The sequence below is a fragment of the Roseibium sp. M-1 genome (assembly GCF_054515675.1).
Window position 1 is genome coordinate 6,227,672 of sequence record NZ_CM137257.1, and the last position, 14,625, is coordinate 6,242,296.

16 protein-coding genes are annotated in these 14,625 nt (G+C 61.5%); 10 read left to right on the forward strand and 6 right to left on the reverse strand.

All coding sequences use genetic code 11. The features are described from left to right. Positions 1-17: 17 nt before the first annotated feature. Entirely contained in the window at positions 18-1,388 is a 1,371-nt protein-coding gene (locus tag ACX3M4_RS27990) for a multicopper oxidase family protein (RefSeq protein WP_459356203.1), read from the reverse strand. 141 nt (positions 1,389-1,529) lie between these two features. Here ACX3M4_RS27990 and ACX3M4_RS27995 point away from each other — a divergent pair, with 141 nt between their 5' ends. Beyond that, positions 1,530-2,651, forward strand: a complete 1,122-nt coding sequence (locus ACX3M4_RS27995; RefSeq protein ID WP_459359514.1) for a serine hydrolase domain-containing protein — start codon at positions 1,530-1,532, stop codon at positions 2,649-2,651. 277 nt (positions 2,652-2,928) lie between these two features. Here the strand turns inward: ACX3M4_RS27995 and ACX3M4_RS28000 are convergent, their stop codons facing one another. The 3 genes from ACX3M4_RS28000 to ACX3M4_RS28010 form a co-directional block, all read right to left on the reverse strand. After that, positions 2,929-4,290, reverse strand: coding sequence for a GH1 family beta-glucosidase (locus tag ACX3M4_RS28000; RefSeq protein WP_459356204.1), 1,362 nt, complete (start codon positions 4,288-4,290; stop codon positions 2,929-2,931). A gap of 111 nt (positions 4,291-4,401) precedes the next feature. Continuing rightward, a complete protein-coding gene (locus tag ACX3M4_RS28005) occupies positions 4,402-5,082 on the reverse strand; it encodes a DUF2461 domain-containing protein (protein WP_459356205.1) in 681 nt (226 codons plus the stop codon). Continuing rightward, entirely contained in the window at positions 5,079-5,453 is a 375-nt protein-coding gene (locus tag ACX3M4_RS28010) for a TfoX/Sxy family protein (RefSeq protein ID WP_459356206.1), read from the reverse strand. The genes ACX3M4_RS28005 and ACX3M4_RS28010 overlap by 4 nt, the downstream gene beginning before the upstream one ends. 157 nt (positions 5,454-5,610) lie before the next feature. Between ACX3M4_RS28010 and ACX3M4_RS28015 the strand changes: the two genes are divergently transcribed. The 6 genes from ACX3M4_RS28015 (at position 5,611) to ACX3M4_RS28040 (ending at position 10,753) form a co-directional block, all read left to right on the forward strand. Then, positions 5,611-6,123, forward strand: a complete 513-nt coding sequence (locus ACX3M4_RS28015; RefSeq protein WP_459356207.1) for a dihydrofolate reductase — start codon at positions 5,611-5,613, stop codon at positions 6,121-6,123. A gap of 14 nt (positions 6,124-6,137) precedes the next feature. Continuing rightward, complete coding sequence (locus tag ACX3M4_RS28020; protein ID WP_459356208.1) at positions 6,138-6,602, forward strand: GNAT family N-acetyltransferase; 465 nt, start codon at positions 6,138-6,140, stop codon at positions 6,600-6,602. A gap of 219 nt (positions 6,603-6,821) precedes the next feature. Then, positions 6,822-8,003 carry an FtsH protease activity modulator HflK gene (hflK, locus tag ACX3M4_RS28025; RefSeq protein ID WP_459356209.1) on the forward strand — a complete coding sequence of 394 codons (1,182 nt, stop codon included), beginning with the start codon at positions 6,822-6,824 and terminating at the stop codon, positions 8,001-8,003. A gap of 2 nt (positions 8,004-8,005) precedes the next feature. Then, positions 8,006-8,941 carry a protease modulator HflC gene (gene hflC, locus ACX3M4_RS28030; protein ID WP_459356210.1) on the forward strand — a complete coding sequence of 312 codons (936 nt, stop codon included), beginning with the start codon at positions 8,006-8,008 and terminating at the stop codon, positions 8,939-8,941. Further along, positions 8,938-9,123, forward strand: a complete 186-nt coding sequence (locus ACX3M4_RS28035; RefSeq protein WP_459356211.1) for a DUF2065 domain-containing protein — start codon at positions 8,938-8,940, stop codon at positions 9,121-9,123. The genes hflC and ACX3M4_RS28035 overlap by 4 nt, the downstream gene beginning before the upstream one ends. Before the next feature lie 142 nt (positions 9,124-9,265). Then, positions 9,266-10,753: a Do family serine endopeptidase gene (locus ACX3M4_RS28040; protein WP_459356212.1), complete on the forward strand. Its 1,488-nt coding sequence runs from the start codon at positions 9,266-9,268 to the stop codon at positions 10,751-10,753. A gap of 243 nt (positions 10,754-10,996) precedes the next feature. On the opposite strand, the gene serB is transcribed toward ACX3M4_RS28040, so the two are convergent. Beyond that, complete coding sequence (gene serB / locus ACX3M4_RS28045) at positions 10,997-11,887, reverse strand: phosphoserine phosphatase SerB (protein ID WP_459359515.1); 891 nt, start codon at positions 11,885-11,887, stop codon at positions 10,997-10,999. 31 nt (positions 11,888-11,918) lie between these two features. On the opposite strand from serB, the gene miaA reads away from it, so the two are divergent. The 3 genes from miaA to ACX3M4_RS28060 all read left to right on the forward strand — a co-directional run bounded on the left by miaA (position 11,919) and on the right by ACX3M4_RS28060 (position 14,245). Beyond that, positions 11,919-12,836, forward strand: a complete 918-nt coding sequence (gene miaA, locus ACX3M4_RS28050; protein ID WP_459356213.1) for a tRNA (adenosine(37)-N6)-dimethylallyltransferase MiaA — start codon at positions 11,919-11,921, stop codon at positions 12,834-12,836. 208 nt (positions 12,837-13,044) lie between these two features. Then, entirely contained in the window at positions 13,045-13,584 is a 540-nt protein-coding gene (locus ACX3M4_RS28055; RefSeq protein ID WP_459356214.1) for a GNAT family N-acetyltransferase, read from the forward strand. 76 nt (positions 13,585-13,660) lie between these two features. Beyond that, positions 13,661-14,245, forward strand: a complete 585-nt coding sequence (locus ACX3M4_RS28060; RefSeq protein WP_459356215.1) for a GNAT family N-acetyltransferase — start codon at positions 13,661-13,663, stop codon at positions 14,243-14,245. A 19-nt stretch (positions 14,246-14,264) separates the two neighbouring features. On the opposite strand, the gene ACX3M4_RS28065 is transcribed toward ACX3M4_RS28060, so the two are convergent. Further along, positions 14,265-14,498, reverse strand: a complete 234-nt coding sequence (locus ACX3M4_RS28065) for a hypothetical protein (protein ID WP_459356216.1) — start codon at positions 14,496-14,498, stop codon at positions 14,265-14,267. Positions 14,499-14,625 lie beyond the last annotated feature (127 nt).

A 14,625-nucleotide genomic window follows, 5' to 3' on the forward strand; every position in this document is an offset into this window, starting at 1 on the left:
GTAACGCCTGAAACCAGTCACGCCGCGCTCCCAACCTCAAACCACGTCATCATGCCCGACGCCGCGTGGCCCAGCATGTGGCAATGGATCAGCCATTTGCCGGGATTGTCCGCCACAAAGGCGATCTTTACCGTTTCCCTCGGGGCGGCGATGAAGGTGTCGCGCCAGTCCTGATGCTCCAGCTTGCGGCCATTGCGCTCGATTTCACGGAAATGATGCCCGTGAAGATGAATGGCGTGTGGAAAAGCCGTGTCGTTGCGGCTTTCCAGCAGGATCGTGTCGCCGGGCGTGGCTGTGAACATCGGGTCCTGCTCCATGCCGCCAATACCGTTGAACGCCCAGAAAATGCCGTCGGCCATCATCTGCCGCATATCCATTTCCGTGCCGTTCCGCATCATCGTCTGCATCCCGCCCATGGCGCCACCCGCCATGACCAGCGGAAGTTCCCAGGGGGCGGTGAGGTCGGGTTCCGGCAGTCTGTTGGGCGGCGGCAATATCAGGGTGCCGCCTGGAGCTGACGCTTCGCCCACCTGGAAACTGGCGAAGGTGAAGGGTTTGCCCGTCATCATCTCGAAAGGGATCGTGCCGGTCTTCTCCGGCCGCATCACAAGATCCATGCGCTGCGCCGGGGCGAGCTGAACAGTGCCCTCAAGCTCGCGGGGCGCGTCGAGCATCTGGCCGTCGAGGGCAACAAGTTTCGCGCCAAAGCGATCAGGTGCGATGTCCAGGATGCGTGCTGATGACGCGTTGATCAGGCGCAGGCGGTGCCAGTGGCCAGTCTTTAACGGAATATCGGGCAGTGAAGCACCGTTGACGGTCAGCCAATTGCCGAGGCGGCCGGCATGGGCAAAGTCGTGCATGGCGCCGAAGCTGGCGGTTTCCAGGACGCCGGTGTCGTCGAGCCGCCAGTCGGCCAGCATCAGGGTGATGTCTGTTTCGGTATCGAATTGCGGTTCGTCGTCCTCCACGATCAGGGCCCCTGCAAGGCCGCGCGGCACCTGGTTCCAGCTCATGTTGTGGGCGTGGTACCAGAAGGTGCCGGCGTCGGGGACGACGAAGTCGTAGTCGAAGCTGGCGCCCGGAGCGACGGGCGGCTGGGTCAGGCCTGCGACGCCGTCCATGGCATTGTCGATGCGGATGCCGTGCCAGTGGACGGAGGTGGGCTCGTCCAGGCCGTTGAGGAAGCGCACCTTGACGCGCTCGCCGCGCTTTACCCGGATTTCGGGGCCGGGCAGACGATTGTTGTACAGCCAGAGATCCGACAGGTCGCCGTCCGCGCCATAGAGCCGTGCCTGGCCTTTGGCTGCGATGAGCTCGAAGAACCCGTCATCCGTCTTTGCCAGCGAAAAGGACGGCGCAGCCAGGCTTGCACTGCCTGCGGCCGTCATTTTCAGAAATGTCCTGCGATCCACGCGTCCACCTTCCGCGATTGCGCCTTCCCACCCATTCAGGACTATGGTGGTTCCAGCAGGCGGAAGGTCAAGTCCGGAACAGTGCTCACCGCCGACAAAGGGAGCTCGCATTTGGCGATGAGATCGCCGACACTGACCTCCGGTTTCAAGAAGACGGATTTTCCCCCAATGGTTTCGCACGGTCCCGTTTCCTTTTCGCCTCACTCGGCCGTCGCCGAAAAACGGGGTTTTGATCCTGCGGTCGGCCGCAAGCTTTGCGCCGGTGTGGAAGCCGGGCTCCTCCCGCACCTGCATGTGGTGCTTGCGGAGCGCGGCGGCGAGACGGTGCTGGAAAGCTATGGTTCTGGGCCGGACGAGAACTGGGGCCGGTCCATCGGCGATGTGACGTTCGACGCCGGCACGCTGCACGATCTGCGCTCGGTCACGAAGTCCATCGTCAGCCTGCTCTACGGCATCGCGCTGGAACGCGGCGAAGTCCCAAAGCTCGACACACCGATCCTCGACCTCTTTCAGGACTATCAGGACCTTGCCGCCGACCCGGACCGGCGGCGGCGGACGGTCGAACATGCGTTGACCATGTCTCTCGGTATGGAGTGGGACGAGAACCTGCCCTATACGGACCCTGAAAACAGTGAAATAGCCATGGAAATGGCGGCGGACCGCTACCGCTACATTCTGGAGCGGAAGCTCATTGCCGAGCCGGGCACGCAGTGGACCTATAGCGGCGGTGCGACGGCGCTTGTCGGCGAGATCCTGCAGCGCGGCACCGGCAGGAAGCTGGCGGATTATGCGGAGGAGCACCTCTTCACACCGCTCGGCATCACCCGTTATGACTGGTCGGTCGGCCGTGACGGCACCCACTCACCGGCCTCGGGCTTGCGTCTGTCAGCGCCGGACTTGTTGAAGATCGGCCGCCTCGTTTTGAACGATGGTCTTTGGGAGGGGCGCTCGATCGTCCCGGAAGCCTGGCTTACCGCGTCGCTCCGGCCTGTCATCGCGACGGGGGAGGGGCCGGACTACGGTTACTTCTGGTTCTGCGGCCAGGCACCTGTGCCGGCATTCGGCGGCCCTGCGCAATGGTTTGCCGGCTTCGGCAATGGCGGCCAGCGCCTGTGGATCTGCCCGAAAGCGGATGTCGCCGCCGTCATCTATTCCGGCAACTACAACAACTGGATGGCCTGGATCCCGCCGACACGGGTCTGGAGCGAGATCATCCTGGCGAATTTGCGTGAGGTGTAGCGGAGGCTGCATAAAGCCGCTCTTAGCCTGATCCCCCGTCATCCTGGACACGTGCGGCAAAGCCGAAAGCAGATCCGGTATGACGGGTTTGCCTGGACATCCAGGCAACAGATCCGGCAACAAAAACACCTCATCCTGAGGAGGACCGCCAGGTCCGTCTCGAAGGATGGGCCACTTGCCCCGAATTTGCTGCCCATCCATCGAGACGCGTACGAGCACGCTCCTCAGGATGAGGTCGAATGGGTAGGCAAGTTCTCTTAAGAGTCGCAGCCGCGTATCACCGCGCTCCTTTATGCCCCTCGACCAGTTCCCGGTACCAAAGTGCGCTGTTTTTCAGCGTGCGAACTTGCGTGTCGTAATCGACGTGAACCACGCCGAAGCGCATGCGGTAGCCTTCCGCCCATTCGAAATTGTCCATGAGGCTCCAGAGGAAATAGCCCTTCACCGGCACGCCGGCGTCCATCGCATCGGCAACCGCTCCGAAGTGCTTTTCCAGATAGGCGATGCGGCGCCGGTCGTCGACGACGCCATCCACCAGCCCGTCATTGTAGCAGGCACCGTTCTCTGTGATGTAACAATCGGGGAGGGGATAGCGGGCATGGAGGTCCTTCAGGAGGTCCGACAGGCCTTTTTCGTAGACTTCCCAGCCGATGTCGGTGAGGTCCGGTCCCGGTGCAGGCGGCACGGTGTCGGCCTGCGGAAAGTTTGTTTCTGGAGACGCTGCTGTCCTGACGCGCAGGGGCGTATAGTAGTTCAGGCCCCACCAGTCGAGTTTCTGGTTGATGGTCTCAAGATCCCCATCGCGGATCTTCATGGCTTCGCCAAAGGCTTCCAGAACGCCGTCCGGATAACTGCCTTCGAATATCGGCTGGAAGAAGATGCCGTTGTTGAACTGGAAGGCACGTTCCGCGGCTTGCCGGTCGGCAGCTGTTTCGCTGGCCGGATAAACGGAGTGGGCGTTGATGACGATGCCCGTCGGCAGGTCCGGCCGCACGGCGCGCGCTGCCTGCGCGCTCTTGCCGTGGGCGAGGTTCAACGTGTGCACGGCGGCGGCAAAGGCTTCAGTGTTTTTCTCGCCTGGGGCATGGATGCCGTAAAGATGGCTCAGATGACAGATGCACCAGGGTTCATTGATCGTCGCGAGCGCGTCCATGCGGTCGCCGAACCGGCGGACGACAATCTCGGTGTAGTCGGCAAAGGCATCCGCGGTGTCGCGGTCGGTCCAGCCGCCGAAACCTGCGAGCGTTAGCGGCAAGTCCCAGTGATACAGGGTCGGGTAGACCTTCAGCCCGCGGGCGACCATGCCGTCGATGAGCCGGTCATAGAAGTCGAGGCCTTTCTCGTTTACCTGCCCGCGTCCGTCCGGCAGAATGCGCGGCCAGGCGATGGAAAAGCGGTAGGCGTCGACGCCAAGCGACCTGATCAGGTCGAGATCGTTTTCCCAGCGATGATAGTGGTCGCAGGCGACATCTCCGGAATGGCCCTGATAGACCCGGCCCGGCATCTTGGAAAAGGCGTCCCAGATGCTCGGCTTGCGGCCGTCCTCAGTCGCCGCGCCCTCGATCTGATAGGCGGCGGTGGCGGCACCGAAGAGAAAGTCCCGGGGAAAGCGCTGCGAAAGGTCGTTGGGGGAGGACATCTGAAGTCAGCTCGCAAGATAAGAGTGATGCGACGGTCATAAGATCCAAAGCGCTTTGGATCAAGCAAAAACGTTGCGCTTCAACATCAGGAATGCTGCCACGGATAAAGGTCAGTTGCCTTCGTGCAGATCCATCAGCCAGCGCCACACCGGCATGGCTGGTTCCAGAGCCGCCATGACCGCATTCGCGCCATCGGGGCCCTGAACGTCACGCACATCGCCGAGGTCCTTCCAGACGGCGAGGCCCTTGTGGCGGGCAAGGTTGCTGTTCGGATGCTCCTTGGGGAAACCGCGGGGCACCTTCGCAAGATCTGGAGCGGAAATGTCGAAGCCGAGCGACCGGGCCTCCGACAGAAGACCGGCGATTTCATCGCCTCCACCGGTTTCCAGCCGGCTCAGAAACCGGCCGAGCACCGGTTTTGCAAAGGCCATGCAGCCGGCGCCGACACGGATATGATCCGCCTCGACCGACAGAAAGAAGCTCGGCGGCTGAGCATCCTTGCCCTCGAATGCGCCGCCCGAAGGCCAGAACGCCATGCGGATATTGGTGTTATAGGGCGTCTTGTCGTTGGAAAAACGCAGGTCCCGGTTGATTCGGAACTGCTTGGAGCTGAGGTCCCGTCCGGTCAGCTCCGCAAGCCGGGCGGAAAGATCGGAGCGGAAGCCGTCGGCGGGCTTCTTGACAAACGTCTGATAGGCCGCCTTATGCGCGTCGAACCAGTCTCTGGAATTGTTGGCGGCAAGGTCGCCCAGGAACCGGAAGGTCTCCGGCTGAAATCCGTTTCCGGTCATTTGGCAGCCTTTCCGGCTTTCGCCTTTTTCGGCTTGGCCGTCTTCGGCGGCAGGGTGGAGACATAGGCGCGCGCCATGTCGATCCAGGCCTTCAACTCGTCGTCCGAGGTGATGCCGTCCGGTTCGACGCGGATATACCCCGCCATCGGCCGTCCGCCCATGATGCAGATCGAGGCATGCGGCTTTTCGGTTGCCGCCAATTGCTGCTCGTTTCCGACGCGGGCCATCAGGCCGCGTTTGGAGACGCAGACCAGCATATTGCCGTCGACCATGAAACAGGTGGCGCCGAACATGCGCTTCTGCTCGACATTTTCATCCGGGATCAGGGCACGGGTGCGCTCGATCAGAACGGTTTCCATCAAGTCCGGCATCTTCAGGATCTCTTGGTTGAGGGTGTCTGCATTCCAGGACGAGACAGGCGGGCGAAATCCGACAGGCGCGCTAAAGAATTCTCATCGGGTTGTTCAACGAACCCTTTTCCATGTTAGGAGGCATTCAGTCCTAGGAAAACCGGATTCGGAGAGAGATTTGCCCGAACTCGTCCTGATCGCCGCCGTTGCCCGAAACGGAATTATCGGTGCGGAGAACGACATGCCCTGGAAGCTGTCGTCGGACCTTAAGCATTTTAAGCGCCTGACGTTGGGAAAACCGGTGATCATGGGCCGCAAGACCTTCCTCTCCTTCGGCGGCAAGCCGCTGCCGGGGCGACCGCACGTGATCATTTCCCGAGACCCGGCCTATGCGCCGCAGGGGGCGGAAGCGGCGACCTCGTTCGAGGCGGCACTGGAACGCGGCCGGGAGCTGGCGTCAGATCTCGGCGTTGACGAGGTGATGTGCATCGGTGGCGGTCAGATCTACGGTCAGGCAATCGCACAGGCCGACCGTCTGGAAATCACCGAAGTGGACGCGGAGCCGGCCGGTGACACGCGCTTTCCCGATATCGACCCGGCTCTCTGGGTCGAGACGATGAGAGTGCCCGGCGAGCGTGGCGAGAAGGACAGCGCCGATTTCACCTTCGTAACCTACCGCCGCAAGGCGTGACCCGGATCTCATACATGACACTTCCCGACACTGCGACGGCCAGATGGGCTGCGTTCAACGATCTCAGCCTGCAGGACCTCTACGATCTTCTGAAGCTTCGCCAGGAGGTTTTCATCCTGGAACAGGCGTCGTTCTATGCCGATATTGACGGCAAGGATCAGGACGCCCAGCATTATTTGATCCGGAACAGCGCAGACGCGGCACTACTGGGTGCGATCCGTCTGTTTGCAGATCCTGCGGAAGGCATTGCCCGGATCGGCCGGGTGGTGATTGCACCGGCTGGACGAGGCGCCGGGCTTGGCCGCATCATGATGCGGGCCGGCATCGACAAGGCCGAAGAACTTGCGCCCGGCTGCCAGATCCATGTCTCCGCCCAGTCGTATCTGGAGAAGTTTTACGGCTCGCTCGGCTTCCGTACGGTCTCCGCGGAATATATCGAAGACGGCATCCCGCATGTCGACATGATCCGCAGCCGGTAGGCGGTCCGGCTGCCTGGTGCGGCCAAATGTACCCGGAGCCTTGACAAACGCCGGTTCCCAACCCACCTGCGGCACGGGAAAACATGCGAGTTTGGCGAGGTTTGCTGCCGGTCTTTCCGTTGAAAGCGCGCGGTAACCTCCCTATAACCAACGGTGAGTCAGAACGGGTGAAAATCCCTGTCCGGCAAAGCCTGCCGGATGTCGAAGAAGGAAGTCTTGATGCCTTGGAGCAATCAGTCAGGTGGCGGTGGCCCCTGGAAGGGTGGCGGAAACAACGGCGGCCCATGGGGCGGCGGTGGTAACAACAATGGCCCTTGGGGGGGCGGCCCGAACAGGGGCGGCAACAATCCGCCGGATCTGGAAGAGCTCCTGAAACGCACCCAGGACCGCATGCGCAACGTCCTGCCGGGCGGCGGTGGCGGCAGCCTCGGCTTTATCGGCTTCCTGATTGTCTTCTGCGTCGTTGCAGTTATCTGGCTCTTCACCGGCTTCTATGTGGTCGATGAAGGCGAAGTCGGCGTCGAACTGGTGCTCGGCAAGGTCGAAGACCAGACGCCTCCGGGCCTCAATTACAACTGGCCCTATCCCATCGGCGAGGTCGAGACGCCGCAGGTTTCGCTCCAGCGCGAGACCACCGTCGGAACCGAAGAGAGTGTCAGCAGCGGCGGTGTCGTCCGGGCGCGTGACATTCAGGAGGAAAGCCTGATGCTGACCGGCGACGAAAACATCGTCGATGTCGGTTTCAAGGTTCTGTGGCGCATTCGGGACACGCGAGAAGGTATCACCAACTATCTTTTCAACATCCAGGATCCGGAAAGCACCGTGAAGGCCGTGGCCGAAAGCGCCATGCGCGAGGTCGTGGGCAGTTCCAAGATCGACTCGATCCTGACCGAGAACCGCGTCTCGATTCAGAACGACGTCGCCACCCTGATGCAGAAGACCCTCGACAGCTATCACGCAGGTGTCGAAATCGGCGAGGTGCAGATGCAGCGGGTCGACCCGCCGGCACAGGTCATCGATGCCTTCCGCGATGTGCAGGCCGCGCGCGCGGATGAAGAGCGTATCAGCAACGAAGCCAAGGCCTATGCGAACCGGGTGGTTCCGGAAGCCCGAGGCGAGGCTGCCCGGGTGCTGGAAGCGGCAAATGCCTACAAGGACCAGACGATCGCGGAAGCGACCGGTCAGTCCCAGCGCTTCACCAAGATCTATGAAGAATACAAGAAGGCCCCGGATGTGACCCGCGAGCGTCTCTATCTCGAAACACTGGAAAAAGTCTTGGGTTCCAACAACAAGATCATCATCGACAGCGCCTCGACAGGGTCCGGCGTCCTGCCGTTCCTGCCACTCAATGACCTGAACGGGCGCTCGTCCGCCCCGGCACAGCGCGCGGGGAGCAACTGATCATGCGTAGCGGTATCCTGGCAATTGTCCTGCTGATCGTGGCCGTGATCGGTTACCTTTCAGTTTTCATCGTCAACCCGACCCAGCAGGCTCTGGTCCTGCAGTTCGGTAAGATCGTCGAAGAGCCGAAGAAGGATCCTGGTATCTATTTCAAGATCCCCTTCGTGCAGAATGTCGTTTATTTCGACAAGCGCATCCTGAATCTCAATATGCCGCCATTGGAACCGATCACCGCGGACAAGAAGCGGCTTATCGTGGATGCGTTTGCGCGCTACCAGATCTCCAATCCGGTGCTCTTCTACCAGCGCGTCCAGAACGTACAGACCGCCAACCGGCGCCTGTCGACCTTCCTGCAGTCTTCGCTGCGCTCAGAAGTCGGCCGGACAAGCTTCGCCGCGCTCGTTCGTGACAACCGCACGGGTGTCATGGAAAACATTCGCAGGGATATCGATGCCAACGCCGATCAGCTTGGTATCGAAGTGATCGACGTCAAGATCCGCCGGGCCGATCTGCCGGACGCCAACTCGCAGGCAATCTATGCCCGGATGCAAACCGAGCGTCAGCAGGAAGCGACGGAAATTCGCGCACAGGGTGAGGAAGCTGCCCGCCGTATCCGCTCGCGTGCGGATCGTGACGCGACCGTTCTGGTCGCCGAAGCGCGGAGAGATTCCGAAATCATGCGCGGTACCGGTGACGCCGAGCGGAACAAGATCTTTGCCGAGGCCTTCGGCGCCGATCCGGAGTTCTTCGCCTTCTACCGTTCCATGCAGGCCTATGAAGCGGGCCTGAAGTCCGGCGATACCAGCCTCGTGCTGTCGCCCGATTCCAGCTTCTTCCGCTTCTTCAAGGATCCGTCCGGCGTGGTCGCGCCACCGGCCGCCAATGACAACGGCAGCCAGGGCATTTCCGACCGGGCACCGTCGCTCGCCGCACAATGAGCGATCTGGTCACCGCACTGGGTCTGGTCCTGGTGCTTGAAGGGGTTCTCTACGCGCTTGTGCCAGGTGGCATGAAAGCCATCATGCGCAGCGCGCTGGAGAGTTCCGACCAGACGCTGCGCCTCACCGGCCTTGTTGTGGCCGTGATCGGCGTATTTCTTGTGTGGATCGTACGCGGATAACGAAAAGTTTTCGGGCGGGACGCGCAAAAAAGTCCCGCCCGTTCTATATTCTGGTTCAGAACCAGAACGAAACCCATCGGCTGCCAGCTCCTAGGATTTCAGCTGAGCGGCAGTCCATCGGCTGGGATGAGGAGAAAGCCCTATGGCTCCAGAAATGACACGCCGACGGATGTCCCGGATCGCTGCAGCTGCAGCGGGGATCCTGCTTGGCGCAATCGCTGCCGTGCAGCCAATCCACAGCGCCTTGGCGCAAGGCCCGGTGTCTGTCGCCGATCTGGCAGAGAACCTTGCCGACGCGGTGGTGAACATTTCCACTGCCCAGACCGTGCAGGGCCAACGCACTGTGCCGATGCCGCAGGTGCCCGAGGGTTCGCCCTTCCAGGAATTCTTCGAGGAATTTTTCAACCGCCAGAACCGGGAAGACGATCAGCCGCGCCGCGTCCAGTCGCTGGGCTCCGGCTTCGTCATCGACGGAACGGAAGGCATCATCATCACCAACAACCACGTCATCGAAGGGGCGGATGAAATCACCGCCAACTTCAATGACGGCACCAAGCTGAAGGCCGAGCTCATCGGCACCGACGAGAAGACGGATCTTGCGGTGCTGAAGGTGAACCCGAAGACGCCGCTGAAGGATGTCAATTTCGGCGACAGCGATGCCATCCGGGTCGGAGACTGGGTGATGGCAATCGGCAACCCGTTCGGCCTCGGCGGCACGGTAACCGTGGGTATTGTCTCGGCCCGCAACCGCGACATCAATTCCGGCCCCTATGACAACTTCATCCAGACCGACGCCTCCATCAACCGGGGCAACTCGGGCGGTCCGCTGTTCGACATGGACGGCAACGTCATCGGCATCAACACAGCGATCATTTCGCCGTCCGGCGGCTCCATCGGCATTGGCTTTGCCATACCGGCGAACACGGCCATGAACGTCATCCAGCAGCTGCGTGACTTCGGCGAAGCCCGCCGCGGCTGGCTGGGCGTGCGCATCCAGGAAGTGACCGACGAGATCGCCGACAGCCTTGCCATGGATGAAGCCATCGGTGCGCTCGTTGCCGGCGTGACCGAGGATGGGCCGGCCGCCAAGGCCAAGATCGAGCCGGGCGACGTCATCATCAAGTTCGACGGCCGCGAGGTCGAGACGATGCGCGAACTGCCGCGCATGGTCGCTGAAACCGATATCGGCAAGGAAGTCGAGGTGGTGGTGCTGCGCAAGGGCGATGAAGTCACCATCAACGTGATCCTCGAGCAGCTCGTTGAAAACGAGGTCACCGAGGCGAGCGCCAAGACGGACGACCAGACCGAGGAGAAGCCGGTCGCCAAGAGCGAAGTTCTCGGCATGATGCTCGCTGAACTCGATGACAGCCTGCGCCAGCAATTCTCCATCGACGAGGACGTGACCGGCGTGGTCGTGACCGAGGTCAAGCCCGGCTCTTCGGCCGAAGAAAAGCGGGTGACTGCAGGCGACGTGATCAAGGAAGTCGCCCAGGAAACGGTTGAAACGCCGGAAGACGTTGCCGCCGAGATCAAGAAGCTGAAGGAAGGTGGCCGCCGCTCCGCGCTGCTGTTGCTCTCCAACCCCACCGGCGACGTCCGTTTCGTGCCGGTGCGGATCGAGGACGAGTGATCCGAAAGTTGAGCACCTGAATTGAAAAGGGCGCCGCGAGGCGCCCTTTTTGCAATTGGGTTCTTCCTTCACACCTCATCCTGAGGAGCCGCGACAGTGGCGTCTCGAAGGATGGGCGGCACACTCCGGAGCTAGCGGCCCATCCTTCGAGACAGCGCTCACGCGCTTCCTCAGGATGAGGTGATGGGAAGGCAAGTCCGGACCTCGGATACAGGCGCGCGGTAGACGGCACAAAGCGTCTGCTCAGCTCAAAACGAAGTCCTGTTCCGCGTAACCCTGCAGATAGAGCAGGGCGGTCAGGTCACCGTGGTCGATGCGGAAGTCGGCGGCAGCGGCAACGGCGGGCTTGGCCCGGTAGGCGACACCTGCGCCGGCGCGCTCGATCATGGCAAGGTCGTTGGCCCCGTCGCCAACAGCAAGGGTCTCGTCGAAGGACAGGCCCTGGTCGGCGGCCAGAAACTCCAGCCGCTCCCGCTTGGCGTCGCGACCGAGGATTGGTTCGCTGACCTTGCCAGAAAGCTTTCCGTCTTCTTCCAGAAGAATATTGGCCTGGTTCTCGTCAAAGCCGAGCAGGGCGGCGATGGACTGGGTGAAATGGGTGAACCCGCCGGAGACCAGGGCGCAATAGGCACCGTTCGCCTTCATGGTCTGCACCAGGGTGCGGCCACCCGGCATCAGCTGGATACGGGTGCTCAGAACCGTTCCGATGGCCGAGACCGGCAGACCGGCCAGCAGGCCGACGCGCTCGCGCAGGGCCGGTTCGAATTCGATCTCACCGCGCATTGCGCGTTCGGTGATCTCCGAAATCCGGTCCTTGAGGCCAAGTTCGGCCGCCAGCTCGTCGATGCATTCCTGGCGGATCATGGTGGAATCCATATCGGCGATCAGCAGGCGCTTGCGGCGGCCGGCTTCCTTCTGCACAAAGACATCGACGGGGGCCCGGCCGATACAGTCGCGAAGAAGCGCGTCGGCAACACTTGCGTCCGGGCCGTCAAAGCGGATATCGGCTGCAACACCGGTGCTGAGGACAGTCGCCGGGCCGGAGGTGCCGAGGGCATCTTGCGCCCGCCTGATGAGGTCCTCGTCGACGGCGGGCGCAGTTGGAGTGGATACCAGGGTGGCAACGAGCGGCATGGACGGTTCCTTGGAAGGCGAGGGCAGGCAGATGACAGGCAAACGCGCCATTCTGATAGCCGGGCCGACGGCAAGCGGCAAGTCCGCTCTCGCCCTTCGCCTGGCGAAAGAGCGCAATGGGGTGATCGTCAACGCCGATTCCATGCAGCTTTATGAAGATTTGCGGCTGGTCAGCGCACGCCCGAGCGCGGAGGAAGAGGCGGCAGCGCCGCACCGGCTTTATGGCGTGCTGCCATCCTCGACCGCCTTTTCGACCGGAGCCTGGCTGCGTCTGGCGAAATCCGAGCTTGTGGCTGCCTGGGGTGAAGGCCGCCTGCCCATTCTGGTCGGTGGCACCGGTCTCTATTTTAAGGGACTGACCGAGGGCTTTGCCGAAATGCCGGAAATTCCCGATGGCATACGCGCGCATGCCAGGACACTCGCTGATAAGGAGGGGATAGACGGGCTGAAACGGGCGCTTGTTGCCGCGGGCGATGAAGAGGCAGCGAAGGCTCTCTCGGACCCGCAGCGCCTTGCCCGGGCGCTGGAAGTGATGGAGGCCACCGGCAAACCGCTCAGCCACTGGCAGAAGGTGCATCAGGCACCGCCCTTGATGGCGTCGGATCTCTGCCACCGGATCGTGCTGGCACCACCCCGGCCCTGGCTGCATGACCGCATCGCGCGCCGGGCCGAACTGATGCTGAGCGACGAAGGTGTCGCCGAGGTGCGGGCTCTCCTTGCGAAAGAACTTTCGGACAAATTTCCGGCCATGCGGGCGATCGGCGTCCCGGAAATTGCCGCCTATCTTGCCGGCGAGGCAACTTTTGCAGAAACCGTCCACAGGCTCACTGTTGCAACGCGGCAATACGCCAAGCGCCAGGAAACGTGGTTCCGGAACCAGATGATCGCCTGGCAACGGGTTGATCCCTCAGATGAAATCACAATGGAAAACTTTCTAAGGAAACTATAGCAGTGTCTCAGCAACCTCTGGGGTGTGCGGTGCAGCGAGGGTATCTCGATAACCTGTTGGTAATACGAATATATTTTTGCCTCTTTTGTTCTTATACTTTTGTCTGCCATCGGGTTGGCACAATTCTGGGTTACATGGGTTTTTGCTGCAGCAATTGCGGTTCACGTGACCGAAGCGGCGGCGAAACATCCAAGACTGGGAGGACACGGTGCAGACGATCTTTCTCGAATGCGGCTCAGTGCGGCTTGTCCCTTTCTCTCCGGCCGATATCAACCTCGTAAAAGACCTTCACTCCGATCCCTTTGGCAACCGATGTTCAGAATATTCCACCAATTGCACCGTCGTTGACGCGGCCGAAATGGTTCGCTCCGCGCTGCAGCACCAGGACGATCTCGGCTTTGCCAAGTGGAAGGCCGTCTCCGCCAATGGTGAGTTTCTTGGCTGGGCCGGTTTTACGCCTGTCAGCGAAACGTCTGAAATCAGCCTGAGCTATTGCCTGCGCCGGGATATCCTGGAGGAGGACGTCGACTTGCCGCAGCGCCTGTGCCAGGCCCTGTCGGACTGGTTTTTTGAAAACACCTATTTCTCCCATCTCGTCGCGGTGGTGCGCACGGACAACAGATCCATGCGCGACGTCGTCCGGGAAACGGGTTTCTATCATCGCGAGAGCAGGGTGATTGCCGGCATGCAGGCCGATGTCTTCCAGTTGCTCAGCCCCTCCATGCAGTCCTACCTCATGAGCGCTTAGCCAAGGCTCAGGAACGGGACGTCACCACTGAGTGGGATCGCAGTTTCGCGGTCCCTTTTTTCTTAAAGAGCTGATTTTGACCCAGTCGATTCTGACCCCACCAGTCTTGAGCCCACCGATCTTGACCACGGGCCGGCTTCGGCTGTTGCCATTCACCGAGGCCGATTTTCCGCTGCTTTTCGACCTTCATTCGGATCCGGAGGTCAACCGCTACCTGTCGCCCGGGCCGGCCGCCATGGGGGCCGACGAGGTGCACCGGCGGCTCGGCGATTACGTTCGCGATCACCTCCATTCCGGGATCTCGAAGTGGAAACTGGAGACGAAGGAGGGGAACTTCATTGGCCGGGCCGGATTTTCCTGGCTGTCGGATCCGGATGGCTATGAGCTTGGCTACAGTCTGAAACGCTCTGCCTGGGGACAAGGATATGCCACCGAAATCTCGCGAGCGCTCGTCGGCTGGTTCTTCGAGCAAAGACCGGACCCTCATCTCATCGCCTATGCGGTTGCCGAACATGCGGCCTCGCAGCATGTGATGCAAAAAGCCGGCTTCAGCTTATGGCAGGAGCGAAGGAAACACGGACTGGATTGCCGTTTTTACCGGATCACCCGATCGGGCTATCTGGCACAGCGCAGCGCAGGCGAGGTCTCCGCGGCCGGGTGACAGGCATGTCCAGCAGACTTCAGGTACCCCTGGCTGCCTTGATGGCGGCGGGCATTGCGGCCGCGGTCAGGTTTTCCGCCAGGGTCTCGTCGGACATGGCCCTTGCCGTCGTCAAGGCGCCGATCAGGATGCTGAGGAAGGCCCAGGCGCGGTTCAGCCGCGCGGCGCCGAGATAGTAGTTTGCGAAAGCCTCCACCCAGTCGCCGCCGAAGGCCGTCTGCCGCGCGACCGCATCTATTCCAACGTGGTCCACACCGTTGACGGGACCTAGTGGTTCGATTCTGACATTTGCACCCCCCTGCTGCTAGCGCTGGAGCAAATGTCAGATTCGCTCCACTAGAACATGGACGGCGAAGCCATGACCAACGGCCAGCTTGCCG

Bases quoted from the DNA above. Each gene is read 5' to 3' on its own strand.
- miaA (WP_459356213.1), top strand. From the start codon at position 11,919: ATGACAGGCAAACGCGCCATTCTGATAGCCGGGCCGACGGCAAGCGGC.
- ACX3M4_RS28010 (WP_459356206.1), bottom strand. From the start codon at position 5,453: ATGCCGGACTTGATGGAAACCGTTCTGATCGAGCGCACCCGTGCCCTG.
- ACX3M4_RS28005 (WP_459356205.1), bottom strand. From the start codon at position 5,082: ATGACCGGAAACGGATTTCAGCCGGAGACCTTCCGGTTCCTGGGCGAC.
- serB (WP_459359515.1), bottom strand. From the start codon at position 11,887: ATGCCGCTCGTTGCCACCCTGGTATCCACTCCAACTGCGCCCGCCGTC.
- ACX3M4_RS28000 (WP_459356204.1), bottom strand. From the start codon at position 4,290: ATGTCCTCCCCCAACGACCTTTCGCAGCGCTTTCCCCGGGACTTTCTC.
- hflC (WP_459356210.1), top strand. From the start codon at position 8,006: ATGCGTAGCGGTATCCTGGCAATTGTCCTGCTGATCGTGGCCGTGATC.
- ACX3M4_RS28040 (WP_459356212.1), top strand. From the start codon at position 9,266: ATGGCTCCAGAAATGACACGCCGACGGATGTCCCGGATCGCTGCAGCT.
- ACX3M4_RS27990 (WP_459356203.1), bottom strand. From the start codon at position 1,388: ATGACGGCCGCAGGCAGTGCAAGCCTGGCTGCGCCGTCCTTTTCGCTG.
- ACX3M4_RS28020 (WP_459356208.1), top strand. From the start codon at position 6,138: ATGACACTTCCCGACACTGCGACGGCCAGATGGGCTGCGTTCAACGAT.
- ACX3M4_RS27995 (WP_459359514.1), top strand. From the start codon at position 1,530: ATGAGATCGCCGACACTGACCTCCGGTTTCAAGAAGACGGATTTTCCC.
- hflK (WP_459356209.1), top strand. From the start codon at position 6,822: ATGCCTTGGAGCAATCAGTCAGGTGGCGGTGGCCCCTGGAAGGGTGGC.
- ACX3M4_RS28035 (WP_459356211.1), top strand. From the start codon at position 8,938: ATGAGCGATCTGGTCACCGCACTGGGTCTGGTCCTGGTGCTTGAAGGG.